The sequence below is a fragment of the Saccharopolyspora sp. NPDC003752 genome (assembly GCF_053605825.1).
This window is the reverse complement of sequence record NZ_JBSGJZ010000004.1, coordinates 271,967-298,773: the sequence shown is the minus strand read 5'-3', so window position 1 is coordinate 298,773 and position 26,807 is coordinate 271,967. Positions and strand designations below refer to the sequence as shown.

1 protein-coding gene is annotated in these 26,807 nt (G+C 71.6%); it reads left to right on the top strand.

What is annotated here, in order from left to right:
• The first annotated feature begins 14 nt into the window (after positions 1–14).
• Positions 15–26,804, top strand: a complete 26,790-nt coding sequence (locus tag ACWEV3_RS08010; protein WP_452613171.1) for a type I polyketide synthase — start codon at positions 15–17, stop codon at positions 26,802–26,804.
• Positions 26,805–26,807 lie beyond the last annotated feature (3 nt).

Below are 26,807 nucleotides of genomic sequence, written 5' to 3'. Positions count from 1 at the left end.
ACCAAGGGACCGAAATGGAAACCTCACGGGACAAGCTCGTCGAAGCGCTGCGGCTGTCGCTCAAGGAAAATGAGTCGCTGCGCCAACGGCACCAGCAGGTCACAGCGGCCGCCAAGGAACCGGTGGCGATCGTCGGCATGGCGTGCCGGCTGCCGGGCGGCGTCCGCTCACCGGAGCAGCTCTGGCGGCTGGTGAGCTCCGGCGCGGACGCGATCTCCGGCTTCCCGGTCAACCGCGGCTGGGACCTGGACGCGCTGTTCGACCCCGATCCCGATGCCGCCGGGAAGTCCTACGCCCGCCACGGCGGCTTCCTGCACGAGGCCGACGAGTTCGACGCCGCGTTCTTCGGCATCAGCCCCCGCGAAGCGGTGGCGATCGACCCGCAGCAGCGGCTGCTGCTGGAGACGTCGTGGGAGGCCCTGGAGCACGCCGGAATCACGCCTGCGGCGCTGCAGGGCAGCCGGACCGGGGTGTTCGCAGGCGTGAACTACCAGGATTACGGCGGTCGCCTCGCGCTGTGCATCCCGGAGGAGTTCGAGGGGTACCTCGGCCACGGCAGCGCGGGCAGCATCGCGTCCGGCCGCGTGTCCTACACCCTCGGGCTGGAAGGCCCGGCGGTCACAGTGGACACCGCCTGCTCGTCGTCGCTGGTGGCGATGCACCTGGCGTGCCAATCGCTGCGGTCGGGCGAATCGACCCTCGCGCTGGCGGGTGGCGTCACGATCATGGCGACGCCGACCCCGTTCATCGAGTTCAGCCGCCAACGCGGGCTGGCGCGGGACGGGCGCTGCAAGGCGTTCTCCGCCGACGCCGACGGAACGAGCTGGGCCGAAGGCGTCGGTATCGTCGTGCTGGAGCGGCTGTCGGAGGCCGTGCGCAACGGCCACCGCGTGCTGGCCGTGATCCGCGGCAGCGCGGTCAACCAGGACGGCGCCAGCAACGGCCTGACCGCCCCCAACGGACCGTCGCAGGAACGCGTGATCCTGCAAGCGCTGGCCAACGCCGGACTCACCCCGGCCGATGTCGACGCGGTGGAGGCCCACGGCACCGGGACGTCGTTGGGCGATCCCATCGAAGCGCAAGCACTGCTCGCGACCTACGGCCGGCACCACAGTTCCGAGCGGCCGGTGTGGCTGGCTTCGCTGAAGTCCAACATCGGCCACACCCAGGCCGCGTCCGGGGTGGCGGGCGTCATCAAGATGGTGCAGGCCCTTCAGCACGGCCGGCTGCCTTCCACCCTGCACGCCGAGGTGCCCTCTCCTCACGTCGACTGGAGCAGCGGCAGCCTCGCTCTGCTCACCGAGCCGCAGGCGTGGCCCGAGGCCGAGCGTCCGCGCCGCGCCGCCGTCTCCTCCTTCGGCGTTTCGGGCACCAACGCCCACCTCATCCTCGAACAGGCAGCAGGAGATGAGTCCACACAGGACACCGAGGTGGCCGGGGGAACCTCCGACGGCCCGGTGCCGTGGGTGATCTCCGCGAAGACACCGGAAGCTCTCGCATCGCAAGCAGAACGCCTGCTTTCCGGCCTCGGCGAACGGGATGACTGGACTCCTGTCGAGGTGGCCCGGTCGCTGGCCACCGCCCGCACCCACTTCCCGCACCGGGCTGCGATCGTCGGTGATCGCCGGGAACTGCTGTCCGGTCTCGACGATCTGGCCCGAGGGCGGGACGGGATCACCCGCGGCCTGGCAGGCAGCCGCCGCAGCCGCGTGGCCATGCTTCTTTCCGGGCAGGGCAGCCAGCGCCCCGGCATGGGACACGGCCTGCACGAGGCGTACCCGGTCTTCGCGCAAGCCTGGGACGAAGCATGCTCGCACCTGGACCCGCTGCTGGGACTGGATCGGCCGCTCACCGACATCGTGTTCCACGGCCAGGACGACGAGGTTCAGCAGACGCTCGCCGCGCAACCTGCGCTGTTCGCACTGCAAGTCGCCCTGTTCCGGCTGCTCGAACACCACGGGATCCGGCCCGACTACCTCATCGGCCACTCCATCGGCGAACTCACCGCCGCCCACCTCGCAGGCGTACTCACCCTGGCAGACGCGGCCGTCTTGCTGGCCACCCGAGCCCGCCTGATGCAAAGCCTCCCCGCACACGGCGTCATGGCCAGCATCAACGCCGGCGAACACGAGCTCACCGACGCTCATCCCGAGCTCCTGGACCCGCAGAGCGGCGTGTCCATCGCCGCGATCAACAGCCCGCAGTCCACAGTGGTCTCTGGCGACGCCGACCCGGTGCGAGCCATCGCCGAGCACTGGCGGAACCAGGGCCGCACCACCCGAGAGCTGCACACCAGCCGCGCCTTCCACTCCCCCCACTGCGAGCAGATCCTCGATGAGCTGGAACGGGCCGCCGACCAGCTGGCCTACCACCCACCGAAGATCCCGATCATCTCCACCGTCACCGGGACCGCCACCGACGAGATCGCGACGCCCGCCTACTGGGCCCGGCAGGTGCGCGAGGCCGTGCGCTTCGCGCCCGCCCTCGCCTGGCTCCACCAGAACCACGGCGTCACCCACCACCTGGAGCTCGGGCCCGACACCACCCTCACCACCCTGGCGGGCACCACCCACGACACACCGGGCTACGCCACGCTGAACCCCGGCACCGACGACACCACCGCGTATCTCACCGCGCTCGTCGGCGCGCACACCACCGGGCTCAGCCCCGACTGGGCCGCGCTCCTGCCACCGGCCCGGACGCTCGACCTGCCGACCTACGCGTTCCAGCGCCAGCGCTTCTGGCTCAACCCGCCGACCACCGAACGGCCCGAACAACTCGGCATGGCCACCACCGGCCATCCCTTCCTCACCGCACGGATCACCACGCCCCACACCGGCGAAACGATCCTCACCGGGCGGATCTCGCTCGACGCCCACCCCTGGCTCGCCGACCACACAGTGCAGGACAACGTCCTGCTCCCCGGGACCGCGTTCCTCGACATGTCCCTCCACGCCGCCGCGCAGGTCGGGTGCCGGCTCGCCGACCTGAGCATCCACGCGCCGCTCGCGCTGCCCGACCACGGGCACGTCGCGCTGCACATGGCCATCACCGCCGACGGCGACTCCGGCCGGCGGACGTTCACCCTCTACTGCCGGTCGCAGGACGTCTCGGCCGACGAGGTCCATCCCGAGGAGTTCTGGACGCGCCACGCCACCGGCATCCTCGTGCCCGACGACGTCCCGCACGCGGACGACGCGTTCGCGTCGTGGCCGCCGGAAGGCGCGATTCCCGTTGACACCGCCGACCTCTACGACCGGCTGACCGACCTCGGATTCGACTACGGCCCGGCCTTCCGGGGGCTGCACGCCGCTTGGGAACGCGATGGCGAGGTCTTCGCCGAGATCGAACTCCCCGAGCAGCACGACACCCGGGAGTGGGCGGTGCACCCGGCCCTGTTCGACGGGGTCCTGCACACCACGTTCCTGCTGGACTGGAGCGGCGACGACGACCGGATCCGGCTGCCGTTCTCGTGGGCGGACGTCCGGCTGCACGGCCGGTGCCCGTCGCGACTGCGGGTGCGGACGTCCCGCACCGGCGCCGACGCGGTGCGGATCACCGCCGCGGACGACTCCGGGCATCCGGTGGTGGAGGTCGAGTCGCTGACGCTGCGGCCGCTGGCCGGGGCGCCGCGGCGCGCCGAATCGGGCCGCCTGTTCGAGCTCGACTGGCTGCCTATCGCCGACGACCGGACAGCCGATCTCGACGCCGATGTCGTGCTGCTCGACTACCGGAGCGCCGGGGCCGACGCGGACGAAGACATCCCGGCGCTGGCCGGGCGGCTGGCCGACGAGCTGTTGGTCCGCGTCCAGAACTGGCTGCGCGAGGGCGAAACGGCCGGTGAGCTGCTGGTGGTGCTCACCGATCGTGCGGTCGCCGTCAGCGCCGACGAGGCCCCGGATCTGGCGACCGCACCGCTGTGGGGGCTGCTGCGGTCCGCCCAGTCCGAGCACCCGGGCCGGATCCTGCTGATCGACGTCGATTCCGGCGCCGACGCCGGCACCGTCGAGCGGTTGATCGCCACGGCCGTGGGCCACGACGAGCCGCAGCTCGCCGCGCGAGGCGACGCGGTGTTCGTGCCACGGTTGACAGCCTCGGCACCGGCGACCGGAGCGGTGGAGCTCTCCGGCGGGACCGTGCTCATCACCGGCGGCACTGGTGCCCTCGGCGGCGCACTGGCCCGGCACCTCGCCGCACAGCACCCCGACTGCCACCTCCTCCTGGCCAGCCGCCAAGGCCCGGCCGCGCCCAACGCCCGAGCACTTCAGGACGAACTCGGCGCAGCGGTCACCATCGCCGCCTGCGACGTCACCGACCCGCAGCAGCTCTCCGACCTGATCGACGACGTCCCCGCCGAACGACCGTTGATCGGCGTCGTCCACACCGCCGGAGTTCTCGACGACAGCCCGGTCCACGCGCTCACACCTGGACAGCTCGCCACCGTTCTCAAGTCCAAAGTGGACTCGGCCTGGCACCTCCACCTCGCCACGCAGCACCACGACCTGGCGTTCTTCGTCCTCTACTCGTCCATCGCGGGGATCTTCGGCAACCCCGGCCAGGCCAACTACGCCGCCGCCAACACCTTCCTCGACGCGCTGGCCCAACACCGCCATGCCAACGGCCAACCCGCGCATTCCCTCGCCTGGGGCCCCTGGAACACCAGCGACGGCATGACGAGCGGCCTGGACCGGGGCGACGTGGAACGCCTCACCCGTGCCGGCGTCATGCCGCTGGCGGAGGCCGACGGTCTCGCGCTGTTCGACGGCGCACTTCGTTCCGCGCGGCCGAATCCGGTGCCCATGGACCTGGACCGCGCGGCGCTCGGGCGGTACTCGCGCTCGGCGTCCCTCCCGCCGCTGTTCAGCGAACTGGTGTCCCGGCGCACCGCCGGCCGATCCGGCGCACTCACCCAGCAGCTCGCGGCCATGCCCGACCGGCAGCGGCACAAGGCCCTGCTGGATCTGGTCCGGACGCAGGCGGCGGCGGTGCTGGGCCATGCCGGTGCGGCCGCGATTCCCGCCGACGGCCCGTTCCTGGACCTCGGGTTCGACTCCCTCACCTCGGTCGAACTGCGCAACCGGCTCGCCACCGCGTCCGGCCTGCAACTCCCCACCACCCTCGCCTTCGACCACCCCACCCCGGAAGCGCTCGCCACCTACCTCGACCGCCAGCTCCTCCCCCGAGCTCTGCAGGCCGCCGCGCCCGCCCGCACCGCCGCCACCGACGAGCCCATCGCGATCGTCGGCATGGCGTGCCGCCTGCCCGGCGGCGTGCACTCGCCGGACGAGCTGTGGCAGCTGGTCGCCTCCGGCACCGACGCCATCACCGGCTTCCCCACCAACCGCGGCTGGAACCTCGCCACCCTCTTCGACCCCGACCCGGACAACCCCGGCACCAGCTACACCCGACACGGCGGATTCCTCCACGAGGCCGACCGGTTCGACCCCGCGCCCTTCAACATCAGCCCCCGCGAGGCGGCCGCGATCGACCCGCAGCAGCGGCTGCTGCTCGAAACGTCGTGGGAAGCGCTCGAACACGCGGGCATCGACCCGCGAGCCCTGCGCACCACCAGCACCGGCGTGTTCACCGGGATCATGTACCAGGACTACGGGGCCCGGCTGGTCCACCACATCCCGCCGGAGTTCGAGGGCTACGTGGGCAACGGCAGCGCGGGCAGCATCGCCTCCGGCCGCATCGCCTACACCTTCGGGCTGCAGGGCCCCGCCATCACCGTCGACACCGCGTGCTCGTCGTCGCTCGTCACGATCCACCTGGCCTGCCAATCTCTCCGCACCGGCGAATCGACCCTCGCCCTGGCCGGCGGCGCCACGGTCATGTCCACGCCCACGGTGTTCGTGGAGTTCAGCCGTCAGCGCGGGCTCGCGCAGGACGGCCGCTGCAAGTCCTTCTCCGCAGCTGCGGACGGGACGAGCTGGGCCGAAGGCGCAGGCGTGGTGGTGCTGGAGCGGCTCTCCGACGCCCGGCGAAACGGCCACCGCGTGCTGGCGCTGGTGCGCGGTAGCGCGGTGAACCAGGACGGCGCCAGCAACGGCCTCACCGCACCCAACGGGCCGTCGCAGGAACGCGTGATCCTGCAGGCGCTGGCCAACGCGGGGCTCCGCCCGGCCGACGTCGACGTGGTCGAAGCGCACGGCACCGGGACGTCGTTGGGCGACCCCGTCGAGGCCCAAGCCGTGCTGGCGACCTACGGACAGCACCACACCGCCGAGAAGCCCTTGTGGCTGGGGTCGCTGAAGTCCAACATCGGCCACAGCCAGGCGGCTGCGGGCGTCGCCGGCGTCATCAAGATGATCCAGGCGCTGCACCACGAAGAACTGCCCGCCACGCTGCACGCCGACGAGCCGTCACCACACGTCGACTGGAGCAGTGGCAGCGTCGCGCTGCTCACCGAAGCGCAGCCGTGGCCCGAAGGCGACCAGCCCCGCCGCGCCGCCGTGTCCTCCTTCGGCGTCTCCGGCACCAACGCCCATCTCATCATCGAGCAGGCGCCGCGAGAAGAGTCCACACAGGACGAATCATCGCTTCCTGTTCCGTGGATCGTCTCCGCGCAGAGCCCCGAAGCGCTTCAGGAGCAGGCGGCGCGGCTGGTCGCTCGTCTCCGGGAGGACGCCGACTGGACGCCGCAGGCGGTCGGCTCATCGCTGAGCTCGCGGGCGAGCTTCGACTACCGGGCCGCGGTCCTTGGCGGCGACCGCAAGGAATTGCTGGCCGGGCTGGAGTCCATCGCCCGCGCCGAGGAGGACCCCGGTGTCGTGCGCGGTATCGCGGTGGGCGATCCGAGCGCCGCGATGTTGTTGTCCGGCCAGGGAAGCCAGCGGCCCGGCATGGGCCGCGGGCTGCACCAGGCGTTCCCGGTGTTCGCGCAGGCCTGGGACGAGGCGTGCGCGCACCTGGACCCGCTGCTGGGACTGGACCGGCCGCTGTCGGAGATCGTGTTCCACGGCCGGGACGAAGAGGTCGAGCAGACGCTCGTCGCGCAGCCCGCGCTGTTCGTGCTGCAAGTGGCGCTGTTCCGGTTGCTGGAACACCACGGCATCACCCCGGACCACCTCATCGGCCACTCCGTCGGCGAGCTGACCGCCGCCCACCTGGCCGGGGTGTTCTCCCTGCCGGACGCGGCGGCACTGCTGGCCGGGCGGGCCCGGCTGATGCACACCCTGCCCGGCACCGGTGTGATGGCCGGGATCCAGGCCGGTGAGGACGAGCTCACCGAGGCGCACCCCGAGCTCCTCGACCCGCGCGGCGGCGTCGGCATCGCCGCGATCAACGCGCCCCGGTCCACCGTCATCTCCGGCGACCCCGGCCCGGTGCGGGCCATCGCCGACCACTGGCGCGGCCGGGGCCGCACTGTCCGGGAACTGCACACCAGCCGGGCGTTCCACTCCGCGCACTGCGATCCGCTCGTCGACGAGCTGGCGCGGATCGCCGAGCAGCTGACCTACCACCCGCCGGCGATCCCGATCGTCTCGACCGTCACCGGCACCCCCACCGACGACATCGCCACCCCGGACTACTGGGCCCGACAGATCCGCCTGCCGGTCCGCTTCCACCCGGCGCTCACCTGGCTGCACGAGAACCACGCCGTCACGCACCACCTGGAGCTGGGGCCCGACGCCACCCTCACCACCCTCGCCCGGTCCGCTCGCGACACGCCCGCACACCCCACCCTGCAGGCAGGCACCGACGACGCCACCGCGTACCTCGACGCCCTGGCCCGCGCCCACACCACCGGCCTGTCGCCGCGCTGGGCCGCGCTGCTGCCGCAAGGCCGGGTCCTCGACCTGCCCACCTACGCGTTCCAGCGCCAGCGCTTCTGGCTGGAAGCGCCGCCCGGTGGCGCGGCGGAGCACCTGGGCATGACCGCCGCGGCGCACCCGCTGCTCCCGGCCCGGGTCGAGTCGCCGGACACCGACGAGATCGTCTTCACCGGTCGGGTCTCGCTCGACACCCACCCCTGGCTGGCCGACCACGCCGTGCAGGGCACCGTGCTGCTGCCCGGCACGGCCTTCCTCGACATGGCCGTCCACGCCGCCGCGGAACTGGACCAGGAGCTCGAAGACCTCACCGTCCACACTGCACTCCGGCTTCCCCGGCACGACCACATCACGCTGCGCCTGACCGTCAAACCGGACGGTGACACCGGCCGTTGCGCGCTGAACGTGTTCTCCCGTCGCGACGACGGGCCGTGGACCAGCCACGCCGCCGGAACCCTCGGTGCGATCGATCCGGCGCCGGAACCGGACCTCACCAGCTGGCCACCGGCGGAGGCGGAGCCGATCGACGTCGGCGATCTCTACGACCGCCTCGCCGACCTCGGCTTCGACTACGGGCCCGCCTTCCAGGGGCTCCACGCCGCCTGGCGGCTCGGCGACGACCTCTACTCCGAGGTCGCGCTTCCGGAGGACCAAGGCACGGGCACGTGGGGCATCCACCCGGCGCTGCTGGACGCGGCCCTGCACACCGCGTTCCTCGCCGAGGACGGCGAAGGCGCACTGCCCTTCTCCTGGAGCGGTGTCCGCTTCCACCACGTCGGCGCCTCGCGGCTGCGCGTGCACCTGCGCCGCACCGGTCCCGAAAGCCTGCGCGTCGACCTCGCCGACGAAACCGGGCAGCCCGTCGCCGCGATCGAATCCCTGGCCCTGCGGCAGCTGACGATGCCGGTCGATCCCGATCGGCAGGGCAGCCTGTTCCAGCTGGCCTGGTCCCCGCGCACGTGGAACTCCACCGCCGCGACCCAGCGGTGCGCGTTCCACCGCCCCGGCGATGAGTTGGCCCTGGACGCCGAGGTCGTGGTCCTGGACTTCCGGTCGACGGACGACGATCTTGCTTGCGCCGCAACGAGATCGACGCACGAGGCGCTCGCGCAAGTGCAGTCGTGGCTCGCCCGGGAGTCGTCCGCCCACCTCGTGCTGCTCACCGAGGGCGCGGTGGCGGTGCACCCGGGAGACGTCCCCGATCCGGCCGCGGCGGCGGTGTGGGGCCTCTTGCGCCCGGCGCAGAACGAACACCCCGGCCGCATCCTCCTCCTCGACGTGGATGCCGCGACGGAGAACGAGGCCGTAGAGCAGGCGATCTCCGACGTGCTGCACCACGACGAGCCGCAGATCGCGGTCCGCGACGGTGCGATGTTCGTGCCGCGCTTGCGGCCCGCGCCGGAGCCCGGCGAGGCGGCCGCGCCGGACCCCAACGGCACGATCCTCATCACCGGCGGCACGGGCGCCCTCGGCAGCGCCCTGGCCCGGCACCTGGCCGCCCGGCACACCGGGCGCCTGCTGCTCGTCAGCAGGCAGGGCCCCGCCGCCCCCGGAGCCGAGGCGCTCGGCCGCGAGCTGGGCGCGTCGGCCGACATCGTGGCCTGCGACGTCACCGACCCCAATGCCCTGGACCGGCTCCTGGGCGGCATTCCCGACGATGAGCCGCTGACCGGCGTCATCCACACGGCGGGCGTGCTCGACGACGCACCCGTCCACGCCCTGCGCGAGGAGCAGTTGACCGCAGTGCTGCGGCCCAAGGTGGACGCCGCGTGGAACCTGCACCGAGCCACGCTCGGCCACGACCTCGCTCTCTTCGTGCTGTTCTCCTCCGCGGGCGCTGTGCTCGGGAACCCGGGGCAGGCGAACTACGCCGCCGCGAACTCCTTCCTCGACGCACTCGCCGAGTACCGGTGGGCCCACGGCCTGCCGGCTCAGTCCCTCGCGTGGGGCGCGTGGGCCTCACCGGAGGGCATGGCGGGGCAGCTCGCCCGGACCGCAGCGGAACGCGCGGGCCTGCGGGCGTTCGACCTCGATGAGGGGCTTCGCCTGTTCGACGACGCGTGCCGCACGCCGCTGCCCTACCTCGTGCCGCTCGGGCTGGACATGACGAGCCTTCGCGCCCACGCCCGAACCCGAGGCGTTCCGCCGCTGTTGCAGGAGCTGGTCCCGCAGCGGCGCCGGAAGGCGGACGCGCCCACCCACCGGCTGGCGAACCTGCCGGAGCAGGAGCGGGCGCGCGCGGTGCTGGATCTCGTGCGCGGCCAGGCCGCCGCCGTGCTCAGCCACGGCGGGAGCCAGGACATCCCGGGCGACAAGCAGTTCCTGGAGCTCGGTTTCGACTCGCTCACCGCCGTCGAGCTGCGCAGCCGCCTCATGGCCGCGACCGGGCTGAGCCTGCCGACCACCGCCGTCTTCGACCACCCGACACCCGCCCGGTTGGCCGAGCACATCCAGGGCGTCCTGACGAACGCGGGCACCCGGCGCACCGTCGTCGCGTCCCGGGGCTCCGACGCCGAACCGGTGGCGATCGTCGGCATGGCGTGCCGGCTCCCCGGGAACGTGAGCTCGCCGGACGAGCTGTGGGAGCTGGTGAGCTCCGGCACCGACGCCGTCTCCGGATTCCCCGCCGACCGCGGCTGGAACCTGGACGACCTCTTCGACCCGGACCCGGGCGCGGTCGGCAAGTCCTACGCCCGGCACGGCGGATTCCTGGACTCCCCGGCGGCTTTCGACGCCGCGTTCTTCGGGATCAGCCCGCGCGAAGCGCTGGCGATGGACCCGCAGCAGCGGCTGCTGCTGGAGACCACCTGGGAAGCGCTCGAACGCGCCGGGATCGACCCGGAGGCGCTGCGCGGCACCAGCGCCGGGGTGTTCCTGGGCATGATGTACCAGGACTACGCCACCCGGCTGGCCGGTCGTTCGCTCGGGGAGCTGGAAGGGTTCCTCGGCAACGGCAGCGCGGGCAGCGTCGCCTCTGGCCGCATTTCCTACACCTTCGGGTTGGAGGGACCGGCGGTCACCGTGGACACCGCCTGCTCGTCCTCGCTGGTGGCGATGCACCTCGCCTGCCAGTCGCTGCGATCCGGGGAATCGACGCTCGCCCTGGCAGGCGGAGTGACCGTCATGGCATCGCCGGGGATCTTCATCGAATTCAGCCGCCAACGCGGCCTGGCGAAAGACGGGCGTTGCAAGGCCTTCTCCGCCAACGCCGACGGCACCGGCTGGGCCGAAGGCGCCGGCGTCATCGTGCTGGAACGCTTGTCGGACGCCAAGCGCAAGGGGCATCACGTCCTGGCGGTGATCCGCGGCAGCGCGGTCAACCAGGACGGCGCCAGCAACGGCCTCACCGCACCCAACGGGCCGTCGCAGGAACGCGTCATCCACCAGGCGCTCGCGAACGCGGGGCTCACCCCATCGGACATCGACGTGGTCGAGGCCCACGGCACCGGGACCTCGCTGGGCGACCCCATCGAGGCCCAAGCACTCCTCGCCACCTACGGACAGCACCACACCACCGAACGCCCGTTGTGGCTGGGATCGCTGAAGTCCAACATCGGCCACACCCAAGCCGCCGCAGGCGTGGCGGGCGTCATCAAGATGGTCCAGGCGCTCCAGCACGGCGAACTGCCCGCGACGCTGCACGCCGACGAACCCTCACCGCACATCGACTGGAGCAGCGGCACACTCGCGCTGCTCACCGAACCCCAGCCCTGGCCGGAAACCGACCGGCCACGCCGCGCCGCCGTCTCCGCCTTCGGCGTCTCCGGCACCAACGCACACCTCATCCTCGAACAACAGGAGTCCACACAGGACGATCCAGATTCGCCGGAGATCACGGAGGTGGATCGCACCGGTGACGACGTCGTCCCGTGGGTGATCTCCGCCCGAAGTCCGGAAGCCCTTGCAGCACAAGCAGAACGACTGCACGGTCACTTGGCGATCGATTCCGGCTGGACACCGTCGAAGGTGGCGTGGTCGCTGGCCACCACACGTGCCGCGCTCGAACACCGAGCCGTGATCCTCGCGCGCGGCCGCGAGGAGCTGCTCGCGGAACTCCACACCATGTCCCGCGGCAGCGACTCCCCACGGATCGTCCGACGTACCGGGGCCGAGGCACCGGACCCGGACCGCGTGGTGCTGGTCTTCCCCGGTCAGGGCGGCCAGTGGCCCGGCATGGGACGCGAACTCCTCGACACCAGCCCCGTTTTCACCGCCGCCCTCGACGAGTGCGACCAAGCGCTGTCGCGATACCAGGACTGGTCGGTCGCGGAGCTGCTGCGCAGTGGGGACGAGCTGGAACGGGTGGACGTCATCCAGCCCGCGCTGTTCGCCGTCATGGTGTCCCTGGCCCGGGTCTGGCAGTCCTACGGGGTCCGGCCCGCCGCCGTCGTCGGCCATTCCCAGGGCGAGATCGCCGCCGCGCACATCGCGGGCGCGCTCGACCTCGACCAGGCCGCCCGGGTGATCGCGTTGCGGTCGCAGCTGATCCACGCGCACCTAGCCGGACACGGCAGCATGCTCTCCACCGCACTGTCCGTCGACGACCTCAAGCCGTACCTCGACTCGGAGCGGGTCTCGGTCGCGGCGATCAACGGCCCGACCGCGACCGTGCTCTCCGGCGACACCGACGCCATCCGCCGCCTCCACCAGGTGCTGATCGAACAGGGAATTCGAGCGCGGCTGCTACCGGTGGACTACGCCTCGCACAGCCACCACGTCCACGCCCTCCAGCAGCACCTGCTGGAAGAGCTGGCCGGACTCACCCCGCAGGCCAGCGAGATCCCGTTCCACTCCACCGTCACCGGCGACGTGCTGGACACCACCGGACTCGACGCCGAGTACTGGTACACCAACCTCGCCACCACCGTGAACTTCCACGACACCATCACCCGGCTGAACGCCGCCGGGCACCGGGTGTACCTCGAACCGAGCCCACACCCCACGCTCACCCACCACATCGACCACCCCGACGCGATCACCGCGAACACCCTGCAGCGCGACCGGTCCGACAGCGACACCCTGTTGGCCAACGCCGCCCGCCTCTGGACCCACGGCACGCCGATCGCCTGGGCCGAGGTCCTGCCCACCGAGCGGCACATCGCGCTCCCCACGTATCCGTTCCAGCGCGAGGACTTCTGGCTGACCGTGCCCAGCGCCGCGGGCGAACCGGCGCAGCTGGGGCTGACGGGCACGGGCCACCCGCTGCTCGCCGCGCGGACGGAGGTGCCGGACACCGGGGAGACCGTGTTCACCGGGAGCGTCTCGCTCGACACGCAGCCGTGGCTGGCCGATCACGCGGTGAATGGGACGGTCCTGCTCCCCGGCACGGCGTTCCTCGACATGGCGCTGCATGCCGCCGCGCAGCTCGGATGCGAAGGCGTCGAGGAGCTCACCCTCCACGCTCCGCTCGTGCTGCCCGTGGACGGCCGGCTCACCGTGCATCTGACCATCGCGTCCGGCGAGCCCGCCTTGAGCCTGCATTCGAGGGACGAGAGCGACGGTTCCTGGACACGCCATGCCACGGGCGTGCTTCTCGAAAACGCGCTCGACGACGAAGAAGACGTGTTCACCGCGTGGCCGCCGCCGGGCGCGACACCGATCGACGTCGGCGATCTCTACGACGCGGTGTCCGAGCACGGCTTCGACTACGGCCCGGCGTTCCAAGGGCTCCACACCGCCTGGCAGCTCGGCGATCGCGTCTACGCCGAGATCGGGGCCGACGCCCTCCGCAGCGCGGGCGAGTGGGCGGTCCATCCGGCCCTGCTCGACGCCGCCCTCCACACCGCGTTCGTCGGCCAGGCCGAGGACGCCGAGCCCCGAGTGCCCTACTCCTGGTCCGGTGTGCGCCTGCACCAGCACGGGGCGGCGCCGGCGCGGGTCCGCATGACCCGCACCGGCGCCGACACCATCCGGATCAGCACCGCGGACGACACCGGCCGTCTGGTGGCGACCGTCGAGTCGTTGACGCTGCGCCCGCTGCCCGCCGTGCGGACCGAAGCACCGGGCGGCCTGTTCCAGGTCACCTGGACGCCCGTGGCCGAAACGGCCGACGACGCCGAACTCCCGGAGCTCGTCCTGCTCGACCACCGGGCACCCGGCACCGGCGAAGCCCCGCCGGAGCTGGTGGAACGGCTGACCCTGCAGGTCCTCGAAGCGGTGCAGGACTTCCTGAGCCGCGCCGAGACCACTGCCGCTCGACTGGTGCTGCTCACCCGCGGCGCGGTCGCGGTCGACGAGTCCGAAGCTCCTGACCCGGCGACCGCCGCGTTGTGGGGGCTGCTGCGCTCAGCGCAGACCGAGCACCCGGACCGCTTCCTGCTCATCGACACCGATCGACTCGGTGACGACGACGCGGTGCACCGGGCGATCGCAATCGCGTTGCGGCACGACGAACCGCAGATCGCCTTGCGCGGCACCACGATTGTCGCTCCGCGCTTGACGTCCATCGATCCGCAGGACGACGTCGCCCTGCCCGACAACGGCACCATTCTGATCACGGGCGGCACCGGCGGCCTCGGCAGCGCCCTCGCCCGACACCTCGCCGCACGGCACACCGGGCACCTGCTCCTGGCGAGCCGGCAGGGCCCAGCCGCACCGGGAGCCGCCGAACTCCACGACGAGCTGCGGGCCATGGGAGCGAGCGTCAGCATCGCGGCCTGCGACTTCACCGACGCCGATGCCGTGCGGGAGCTCCTCTGCGACGTCCCGGCCGAGCACCCCCTCACCGGCGTCATCCACACCGCCGGCGTCCTCGACGACGCGCCGGTGCACGCCCTGCGCCCGGAGCAGCTGGCGGCCGTCCTGGCCCCGAAGGTCACCGCCACGTGGCACCTGCACCAGGCCACTCGCGACCACGACCTGGCGATGTTCGTGCTGTTCTCGTCCGCAGCCGGGGTCTTCGGCGCGCCGGGCCAGGCCAACTACGCGGCGGCCAACGCCTTCCTCGACGCCCTCGCCCAGCACCGGGTCGCCCACGGCGCTCCGGCCCGCTCCCTGGCGTGGGGCACGTGGAACACCAGCCAGAGCATGACCGAGCACCTGTCCGCCGCCGACCGGGATCGCCTGGTCCGCTCGGGTGTCCTCCCGCTCGAACCCGAGGAAGGCATGCGGCTGTTCGACGCGGCCTGCGGCACGGCACTGCCTGCTTTGGTGCCGCTGCAACTGGACACCGGGGCACTGCGCGCTCTTGCGCGGTCGTCCACCCTTCCGCCGCTGCTGAGCGATCTGGTCCCGCACCGGCGTCGGGGCACCAACTCCCGCTCCCTCGCGGGGCGACTGGCCGGAATGTCCGAAAAGGACGGCGTGCGCGTCCTCGTGGCCCTGGTGCGCGACAACGTCGCGACCGTGCTCGGTCACGGCAGCCCGGAGGGGATTCCCGCCGACCGCGCGTTCGCCGAGCTCGGCTTCGACTCGCTCACCGCGGTGGAGCTGCGCAACCGGCTCGGGGCGGCCACCGGCCTGCGGCTGCCCACCACCCTCGTCTTCGACCACCCCACGCCCGGCGCGCTCGCCGCGTTCCTGCACGGCGAGCTGCTCACCCGCCGTTCCCGCGCGGTGGTCACGCGCGCTGCCACCGACGAACCGATCGCCGTGGTCGGCATGGCCTGCCGCCTGCCGGGTGGCGTGGATTCGCCGGAACGGCTGTGGGAGCTGGTGGCCTCGGGCACCGATGCGATCTCCGGTTTCCCCACCGGTCGCGGCTGGGATCTGGACGCGATCTTCGACCCGGATCCCGACGCGTCGGGGAAGTCGTACGTCCGGCACGGCGGGTTCCTGCACGACGCCGACCAGTTCGACCCGGCGTTCTTCGGGATCAGCCCGCGCGAAGCGCTGGCCATGGACCCGCAGCAGCGACTCCTGCTGGAGACCACCTGGGAGGCGTTGGAGCGCGCGGGAATCGACCCGACCGGCCTGCGCACCAGTGCCACCGGTGTCTTCACCGGGCTGATGTACCAGGACTACGGGATCCGGTTCGCCGGGCAGGCGCCGCCGGAGGCGGAGGGATACCTCGGCAACGCGGGCAGCGTCGCGTCCGGCCGGATCTCCTACCTGCTGGGCCTGGAGGGACCGGCGGTGACCGTCGATACCGCGTGCTCGTCGTCGCTGGTGGCGATGCACCTGGCGTGCCAGTCGCTGCGATCGGGCGAATCCGCGCTCGCGCTGGCCGGCGGGGCCACGATCATGGCGACTCCCGGGATGTTCATCGAGTTCAGCCGCCAGCGCGGGCTGGCGAAGGACGGGCGCTGCAAGGCGTTCTCCGCCGACGCCGACGGCACCGGTTGGGCCGAAGGAGCGGGCGTGGTGGTGCTGGAACGCCTTTCCGATGCCGAGCGGAACGGCCACCAGGTCCTGGCCGTGATCCGCGGTAGCGCGGTCAACCAGGACGGCACCAGCAACGGGCTCAGTGCGCCGAACGGCCCGTCGCAGGAACGCGTGATCCTGCAGGCGCTGGCCAACGCCGGGCTCACGGCGGCCGACGTCGATGCCGTCGAAGCACACGGCACGGGGACGTCGCTGGGCGATCCGATCGAGGCCCAGGCGCTGCTGGCGACCTACGGTCGGCACCACAGCGCCGAACGACCGTTGTGGCTGGGATCGCTGAAATCCAACATCGGCCACACCCAAGCCGCCGCAGGCGTCGCGGGCGTCATCAAGATGATCCAGGCCCTCCACCACGACGAGCTGCCCGTCACGCTGCACGCCGACGAACCATCGCCGCACATCGACTGGAGCAGCGGCACTCTCGCGCTGCTCACCGAGCCGCAGCCGTGGCCGGAAACGGACCGGCCGCGTCGCGCCGCCGTGTCCTCCTTCGGCGTCTCCGGCACCAACGCGCACCTCATCCTCGAACAACCGACTGCGGGGTCCACAAAGGACGACTCTGGTGAGGTCGTGTTCGTGGACACCACCGAGGGGCTCGGCGATGTGCTGGTGCCGTGGGTGATCTCCGCCAAGACACCGGACGCCCTGGGCGACCAGGCGGCGCGCCTGCACACCTACCTCCGCGATCAGGACGGCTGGAATCCATCGGATGTGGCGTGGTCGCTGGCCACCACCCGGGCCGCGTTCGAATACCGCGCCGTGGTGCTCGGCGGCAGCGCCGACGAGTTCCTGACCCGGCTGCACGCGTTCGCCGGTGGCGAATCGTCGCCGCGCCTGGTGCGCAACGCGGGCCCCGTGGCGGCCGATGCCGACCGCGTGGTGCTGGTCTTCCCCGGCCAGGGCGGCCAATGGTCAGGCATGGGTCGCGAGCTGCTCGACACCAGCCCGGTGTTCGCCGCCGCCATGGCCGAATGCGATCAGGCGCTGTCGAGGTACCAGGACTGGTCGGTCACCGACCTGCTCCGCAACGGAGCCTCCCTGGAACGCGTGGACATCGTCCAACCGACGCTGTTCGCCGTCATGGTCTCCCTGGCCCGGCTGTGGCAGGCACTCGGAGTTCGGCCGGCGGCCGTCGTCGGCCACTCCCAAGGAGAAATCGCCGCCGCGCACATCGCCGGCGCGCTCGACCTCGACCAAGCCGCACGCGTCGTCGCCCTGCGATCCCAGCTCATCCACACGCATCTGGCCGGGCACGGCGGCATGCTCTCCGCCCCGTTGTCCCTCGCCGACCTCAAGCCCCACCTCGACGAGCGGGTCTCGGTGGCCGCGATCAACAGCCCCACCGCCACCGTGCTCTCCGGCGACACCGACGCCATCCACCACCTCCACGCCACGCTCACCGACGAGGGCGTCCGTTCGCGGCTGCTGCCCGTGGACTACGCGTCCCACAGCCACCACGTCCAGAACCTCCGGCAACCGCTCCTGGAGCAACTCGCCGGGCTCTCCCCCCAAGAAGCCGAAATCCCGTTCCACTCCACCGTCACCGGCGACGTGCTGGACACCACCGGACTCGGCGCCGAGTACTGGTACACCAACCTCGCCACCACGGTGAACTTCCACGACACCATCACCCGGCTCCACACCACCGGGCACCGCGTCTACCTGGAGCCCAGCCCGCAGCCCACGCTCACGCACCACATCAACACCACTGCCGCCGATGTCGTCACCGCGACCAGCCTCCACCGCGACCACCCCAGCACGGACACGCTCCTGACCAACGCCGCTCACCTGTGGGCGCACGGCACACCCATCGCCTGGGAAGCGGTCGTGCACGGCCGCGAACGCGTCGCACTCCCCACGTATCCCTTCCAGCGCGAGCGCTTCTGGCTCGAACCGGCCGCCGACCACGCGACGGCAGCGGAAGCCCGGGACGACACCGAGTTCTGGGAGACCGTCGAGAGCCGCGACGCGACCGCACTCGCTGCCGCCCTCGACATCGACGAGACGACACCGCTCCGCGACGCGCTGCCCGCGCTCGCCGCCTGGCGAGACCAACAACGGCACGACACCACGGCCCACACCTGGCGCTACGACATCACCTGGGAAGTGCTCCCCGAACCGCCCGCCGCGACCCTCACCGACACCTGGCTCGTCATCACGCCGCCCGATGCGGCACAAGTCGTGACCGACGCGATCAACGCACACGGCGCGCAAGCGCACGAACTGGTCCTCGACACCATCGAGCCGCTCGACCGCGACGCCTTCGCAGGGCTCATCCGCCGCGAACTGGAGGACATCGCACCACTGGCCGGGATCATCTCGCTCCTCGCCGCCCCCGGCGAGGACTCCACGGAGGACACGACGGCCGAAACCGCCGTTCGCGCGGTCACATCCACCGTGGCGCTCATCCAGGCCCTGGGCGACCTCGACGTCACCGCTCCGCTGTGGTGCCTCACCCGGGGCGCCGTCACCACCGGTCCGCACGACCCCCTCACCCATCCCGCGCACAGCACCGTCTGGGGGCTCGGCCGCGTCACCGCGCTCGAACACCCCCACCGCTGGGGCGGGCTCATCGACCTCCCCCACACGCCCGACCACCGCACCGCCACCCGGCTCGCCGCGCTCCTCCACGACCGGACCCAGGACCAAGCCGCCATCCGGCCGACCGGCACCCACACCGCGAGGCTCGCCCGCACGCCCAAGCCCAGCACCGGCACCGCGCCGTGGAAGCCGACCGGCACCACCCTGGTCACCGGCGGCACGGGTGGCATCGGAAGCCAGGTGGCGCGCTGGCTGGCCAGGATGGGCGCCCCGAACATCGTGCTCGCCAGCCGTCGCGGCGAGAACGCGCCCGGCGCTCGCGAACTCCGGGCGGAACTGGCCGAACTGGGCAGCCGCGTCACGATCGCCGGCTGCGACGTGACCGATCGCGCCGCCGTGGCGGAGCTGCTCGAATCCGTGCCGGAGGAGTTCCCGCTGTCGGCGGTGTTCCACACCGCGGGCACCCTCGACGACGCCACCATCAACACCATCCGGCCCGAGCAGATCGCCCACATCCTCCGCCACCGCATCGACAGCACCGCGCACCTCCACGAACTGACCCGGCGCCAGGACCCGCTGATCGTCCTGTTCTCCTCCATCGCCGCCACCTTCGGCGCCCCCGGGCAGGGCAACTACTCGCCCGCGCACGCCTACCTCACCGCGTTCGCCGAACACCACCGCCACAACACGATCAGCATCAACTGGGGCCTGTGGCACGACCAGGGCATGGGCGAGATCCACAACACCGGCATCCGCCACGGCATCCAGCCCATGGCGCCCGAGACCGCCCTGCACGGCCTCCACACCGCCCTCACCCACCGGCACACCGCGCAGATCATCACCGACGTCAACTGGGACCGGTTCCACGACGCCTACACCGCCACCCGTCCCAGCCCGCTCCTCGCGCGCTTCGCCCCCGCCGCCGAAAGCACCCGGCCCACCAACACCCTCCGTCAAGAGCTCGAAGGGCTCCCGCAGCAGCAGCGACACGCCCACCTGCTCGGCCATATCACCCACCACACCGCCGAGATCCTCAACCACTCCGACCCCAACGCCATCCCCACCCACCACACCTTCCACCAGCTCGGCTACGACTCCGTCACCGCGATCCAGCTCCGCAACCAGCTCACCGCCACCACCCAGGTGCCCCTCCCCACCACCCTCATCTACGACCACCCGACGCCCGCCCAGCTGGCGACGTTCCTCCTGTCCCAGCTGGTTCCCGAAAGTCCACAGTCGACGGTCCAGGCGCCGGCTCGGAAGATCGCGGCGGACGAGCCGATCGCGATCGTCGGCATGGCATGCCACTTCCCCGGCGGCGTGAACACGCCCGAGCACCTGTGGGAACTGGTGAGTTCCGGCACCGACGCGATCACCGGGTTCCCCACCAACCGCGGCTGGAACCTCGACGCCCTCTTCGACCCGGACCCCGACGCCGTCGGGAAGTCGTACTCGCGGCACGGCGGATTCCTCGACAACCCGGCGGGATTCGACGCGGCCTTCTTCAACATCAGCCCGCGCGAAGCGCTCGCCATGGACCCCCAGCAGCGGCTGCTGCTCGAAACCACCTGGGAAGCGGTCGAGAACGCCGGGATCGACCCCGACTCCCTCCGCGGCGCGAACGCCGGCGTGTTCACCGGCACCAACGGGCAGGACTACGCGGCCGTGCTGCGCCAGGACCACGAGCAGTTCGAGGGATTCGTCGCGACCGGAAACACCGCGAGCGTCATGTCGGGCCGCATCTCCTACGCGCTCGGCCTGGAAGGCCCGGCGGTCACGGTCGACACCGCGTGCTCGTCGTCGCTGGTGGCGATGCACCTGGCGTGCCAATCGCTGCGGTCGGGCGAGTCGGGCCTGGCCCTGGCCGGGGGCGCGACCGTGATGGCCACGCCCGGCATCTTCCTGGAGTTCAGCCGCCAGCGGGGCGTGGCGCGGGACGGCAAGTGCAAGGCGTTCGGATCCGGCGCGGACGGCACGGTGTTCTCCGAGGGCGTCGGCGTGGTGGTGCTGGAACGGCTCTCCGACGCCGAACGCAGCGGTCACCGCGTCCTGGCGGTGATCCGCGGCAGCGCGATCAACCAGGACGGCGCCAGCAACGGGCTGACCGCCCCCAACGGGCCGTCGCAGGAACGCGTCATCGAGCAGGCTCTCGCCAACGCCGGGCTCACGGCCGCCGACATCGACACCGTCGAAGCGCACGGAACCGGGACGGCCCTCGGCGATCCGATCGAGGCCCAGGCACTTCTCGCCACCTACGGCCGGCACCGCACCAAGGACCGCCCCCTTTGGCTGGGGTCGCTGAAGTCCAACATCGGCCACACCCAGGCCGCCGCAGGCGTCGCCGGGATCATCAAGATGGTCCAGGCGCTCCACCACGACGAACTGCCCGCCACGCTGCACGCCGACACGCCTTCGACGCACGTCGACTGGAGCGACGGCACCGTCGCTCTCCTATCGCGACCCCAGCCCTGGCCGGATGCCGACCGGCCTCGCCGGGCCGCCGTGTCGTCCTTCGGCGTCTCCGGCACGAACGCCCACGTCATCCTGGAACAGCCAGCACTCGGAAAGTCCACAAGAGACGGTTCTGCCGAGACCCGGGGTGTCGGCGGCACGTTGGTTCCGTGGGTGGTTTCCGCCAAGACGCCGGAGGCTCTCGAAGCGCACGCGAAGCGCCTGCACACCCACCTCAGTGGCCAGGACGGCTGGGAACCGGTGGATGTCGGGGCGGCTCTGAGCAAGCGCAGTGACTTCTCGCACCGCGCCGTCCTGCTCGGCGAGGACCGCCAGAACCTGCTGCGACACCTGGCCGGTCTCGCCAGCGGCACCGAGGCACCGGGCATCATCCGGCCGACGCAGATCCCCACTCGCAGCACCGACCGCATCGTCATGGTCTTCCCCGGTCAGGGCGGCCAATGGCCCGGCATGGGCCGCGAACTGCTCGACACCAATCCGGTGTTCACCACGGCCCTGGCCGAATGTGATCAGGCGCTATCGGCGTACCAGGACTGGTCGGTGACCGCCCTGCTCCGCGACGGCGACGCCTTGGAACGGGTGGATGTCATCCAACCGGCCCTGTTCGCCGTCATGGTGTCCCTGGCCAGGGTCTGGCAGTCCTACGGAGTCCTGCCCGCCGCCGTCATCGGGCACTCCCAAGGAGAAATCGCCGCCGCGCACATCGCAGGCGCACTAGACCTCGACCAAGCCACACGCGTCGTCGCCCTGCGATCCCAGCTGATCCGCACCCACCTCGCCGGACACGGCAGCATGCTGTCGGTCCCGCTCTCCGTCGATGATCTCCGACCCCATCTCGACCCGGAACGCGTTTCCATCGCCGCGATCAACAGCCCCACCGCCACCGTCCTCTCCGGCGACACCGACGCCATCCACGCACTCCACCGTTCCCTGAACGAACGGGGAATCCGATCGCGGATCTTGCCCGTGGACTACGCCTCCCACAGCCACCACGTCCACACCCTCCGGCAACCACTGCTGGAACAACTCGCCGGACTCACCCCGCAGACCAGCGAAATCCCGTTCCACTCCACCGTCACCGGCGACCTGCTGAACACCACCGAACTCGACGCCGACTACTGGTACACCAACCTCGCCACCACCGTGAACTTCCACGACACCATCACCCAGCTCCACACCACCGGACACCACGTCTACCTCGAACCCAGCCCACACCCCACGCTCACCCACCACATCAACCACCCCGACGCGATCACCATCACGACCCTTCGCCGGGACCACGACAGCGGGCACCAGCTGCTCACCAACGTCGCTCTCGCGCACACCCACCACGTCGCGGTCGACTGGACGCCGCACTTCCCGAACCCCCGGCACATCGACCTGCCCACCTACGCCTTCCAGCACCAGGACTTCTGGCTGTCGCCGCGCTCGTCCGCCGGCGATCCCGGTGACCTCGGCCTGACGGCCACGGGGCATCCGCTGCTCACGGCCCGCACCGACGTGCCCGGCACCGGCGAAATCGTGTTCACCGGCAGGGTTTCCGCCCGGACGCACCCGTGGCTGGCCGAGCACGTGGTCCAGGGCCGAGTGGTCCTCCCCGGCACGGTGTTCGCCGAGATGGCGCTGCTCGCGGCCGAGTACCTCGGCGGCCACGAGGTCGAGGAGCTGGTCCTGCAGAGCCCGTTGACGCTGTCCGGCGACGATCAGGCCACCCTGAACCTCGTCGTCGCCTGCGACGAGTCGGGCCGCCACGCCATCACGATCCACTCCCGGTCCGACGACGACTGGGTCTGCCACGCCACGGGAACGCTCGTCGCACAAGGCGAATCCCCCGACGAGGAACCGGCCTTCGAGAGCTGGCCGCCGCGCGGTGCAACCCCGGTCGACGTCGTCGGTCTCTACGACGATCTGGCCGACCACGGCTTCGAGTACGGGCCCGCGTTCCAAGGGCTGCGCAGCGCGTGGCAGCACGGGGACGACATCTACGCCGAGGTCGGTCTCGACGAGGACGACCGGGGCGACTGGGTCGTTCACCCGGCGCTGCTCGACGCCGCTCTGCACACCGCGTTCCTGATCGGTTGGGACAACGGTCTCCGGTTGCCCTTCTCCTGGAAGGGAGTTCGCGCACGCCGCGGCGCCACCCGGCTCCGGGTTCGGCTGCGCCGGACCGGCGATGCGCTGCAGGTCGTCACCGCCGATGACAGCGGCCGGTTCGTCGCCGGTATCGACTCGCTGACCCTGCGCCCGGTGACCGGCCCAGCCCACGACCCGCTGTTCCGCCTCTCCTGGCTACCGCACGGCCTCGCGGAGGAAGCCGCCGCCGCGCAGTGGGCGCGCATCGAACCGGACGCGAACCTGGACGAGCTCTGCCGTCAGCCGGTGCCGGATGTGCTGGTCGCCGACTTCCGCACCGACGAGCGGCGCGGCTCCGGTGTTCCGGACGCGGTGGCGCGCACGGCGCAGCAAGCGGTGGATCTGGTGCAGTCGTGGCTGGCCCGCGAGGAATTCGCCTCGACCCGGCTGGTCCTGCTGACCCGGAACGCGGTTGCGGCGCAGCCGGGAGAGGTTCCGGACCTGGTCACCGGCCCGCTGTGGGGCCTGCTGCGCGTGGCGCAGAACGAGCACCCCGATCGCATCCTGCTCGTCGACGTCGACCTCGACGCCGATCTCGACGACGTGCTGGGGCGGGCCGTCGGCATGGCGCTGCGGCACGGCGAGTGGCAGCTCGCGGTGCGGGGTGGCGCGATGCTCGTGCCGCGTCTGACCCGTGCCCAGGAGGCCCTCACCCCGCCCGAGGGGCGTGCGTGGCGGCTGGACGTGACCGAGCGCGGCAGCGTCGACAATCTGCGCCTCGCCTCGTTCCCGCAGGTCGCAGGACCGCTGGAAGCCGGTCAGGTCCGGGTCGCGGTGCGGGCCGTCGGGCTGAACTTCCGCGACGTCCTCAACACCCTCGGCATGTACCCCGGCACCCCGCCGCTCGGCGCGGAAGGTGCCGGCGTCATCGCTGAGATCGCCGGCGACGTCACCGGCCTGCGGGTCGGCGACCGGGTGTGGGGCATCCTGCCCGGCGCGATGGGCCCGCTCGCGATCACCGACCACCGGCTGCTCGCCCGCGTGCCGCAGGACTGGACGTTCGCCCAGGCCGCCGCCACGCCAGCGGTGTTCCTGACCGCCTATCACGCGCTGCACGGCCTGGCCGAGGTCCAACCGGAACAGAAGGTCCTCGTGCACGCCGCAGCAGGCGGTGTCGGCATGGCCGCCATCCAGCTCCTCCAGCACTACGGCGCCGAAATCTATGCCACCGCCCACCCAACCAAATGGGCAACCCTACGCGAACTCGGCATCCCCGAGGACCACATCGCCTCGTCCCGCACCACGGACTTCGCAACCCGGTTCCCCGCCGTGGACGTCGTCCTCAACTCCCTCACCGGAGACCTCCTGGATGCTTCGCTGAAGCTGCTCACACCCGGCGGGCACTTCATCGAACTCGGCAAGACCGACCCCCGCAACCCCGCCGAACACCCCGGGTTGCGCTACCACGCGTTCGACCTCACCGAGGTCGACCCCGACCACCTCCAGGCCATGCTCGGCGACCTCACCACGCTGTTCGATCAAGAACACCTCCGCCCGCTACCGGTGACCGCGTGGGACATCCGGCGAGCCCCGGAAGCCTTCCGGCACCTCAGCAACGCCCGCCACACCGGCAAACTCGCACTCACCATCCCCACCCCACCCGATCCGCGCGGCACCATCCTCATCACCGGCGGCACCGGCGCCCTCGGCACCACCCTCGCCCGACACCTCGCCGCACAACACCCCGCAAACCTCCTCCTCGCCAGCCGCCAAGGCCCAGCCGCACCCAACGCCAAGAGCCTCCGCAGCGAGCTGACCGCCCTGGGCGCGAAGGTCACCATCACCGCCTGCGACACCACCGACCCCCGCCAACTGGCCGAGCTGATCGACGGCATCCCCGCCGAGCACCCGCTGACCGGCGTCGTCCACACCGTCGGCGCGCTCCGCGACAGCGCGCTCCACGCGCTGACCGCCGAACAACTCGCCGCAGTGCTGGAATCCAAAGTGGACACGACGTGGCACCTGCACCACGCCACCCGGCACCACGACTTGGCGTTCTTCACCATCTACTCGTCCGCCGCAGGAATCATCGGCAACCCCGGCCAGGCCAACTACGCCGCCGCCAACACCTTCCTCGACGCCTTCGCCCGGCACCGCCACGCCCGCGGACTTCCCGCCCAGTCCCTGGCCTGGGGCCCCTGGGACACCACCAGTGGCATGACGGAGCACCTCACCAGCACCGACCGGGACCGCATGGCCGCCGGCGGCGTGCTGCCCTTCGGCCCCGATGACGGCATGGCCGCCTTCGACGCGGCCCGCGACCTGCCCGATCCGCACGTCGTGCCGCTCCGCCTCGACGGCAAGGCCCTCCGCTCCCACGGCGATGCGCTCCCGCCGCTGTTCGGCGAGGTCATCCGGCGTCGTGCCCAGGACGGTCGCCGCAGCAACGGGCCGGAGCGCGAAGTGCTCCTCCAACGGCTCGCGAGCCTCCCCGAGGCCGAGCAGCGCCGAACCCTGCTGGAACTGGTCTGCTCCCGCGCCGCCGTCGTCCTGGGCCACGCGGACGCCGGGGCGATCACCGCGGACCGGCCGTTCCTGGAGCTCGGTTTCGACTCCCTCACCGCAGTGGAGCTGCGCAACCGGCTCGCCACCGCCACCGGCCGCCACCTGCCGACGACGCTGGTCTTCGACCACGCCACCCCCGCCGAACTGGCCGATTTCCTCCGGAAATCCCTGGAAACCCCGGTCCCGCAGCAGCGCTCCGGCGAAGAGTCCAGTCCGGGCGACGACGAACTCGTCCGCGCCTACCGGCAGCTCGGCGACCTGGACCGGTTCGACGAGGGCATCGAGCTGCTGAAGATCATGTCGCGGCTGCGCCCGACCTTCGACGCGGGAGACCCGAGCGCGGCCGTGGAGCCCGTGCCGCTCACGCGCGGCGGGACGAGGCCGGGGCTGATCTGCTTCCCGTCCCTCGTCGCGCCGACCAGCCCCTACCAATTCGCCAGGTTCGCGTCGGTGTTCCGCGACCAGCGGCCGGCCCAGGTGCTGCCGACCCCCGGCTACCAGAACGACGAACCGCTTCCCGCGACGCTCACCGCCGCCGTCGAGACGCAGGCCGACAAGGTTCTCGACTGCGGCGGCGACGAACCCGTCGTGCTCGTCGGCTATTCGTCAGGCGGCTGGTTCGCCTACGCCGTCACCGCTTTGCTGGAACAGCGAGGCGCCGCCCCGGCGGCACTGGTGCTGCTCGACAGCCCCGCGCCGGGAGGCGGCTGCTTCGCGCAGATGGCCCGGGTCGCCCACCGGCTCGACGGCACGCTGCCGAACCTGCGCACCGACCAGGCGCAGCTGACCGCGATGGGCGCGTACCTGCGGCTGTTCGAGGGCTGGACGCCCGGCCCGGTGTCCACACCGCTGCTGTTCGTCCACCCCGAGCGGGAAACGCCCGACTTCCCGCGGAACCTGTCCGCCGACGCCGCGCCCGATGACCGGCACGTGCTCTTCGTGCCGGGAGACCACTTCACCATGATCGACCGCTACGCCGAGCAGACCGCGTCGCTCGTGGACGGTTGGATCACCACGAATTTCGAGCACCGCGACGAGTGCTCGAAAGTCCGCTGAGAG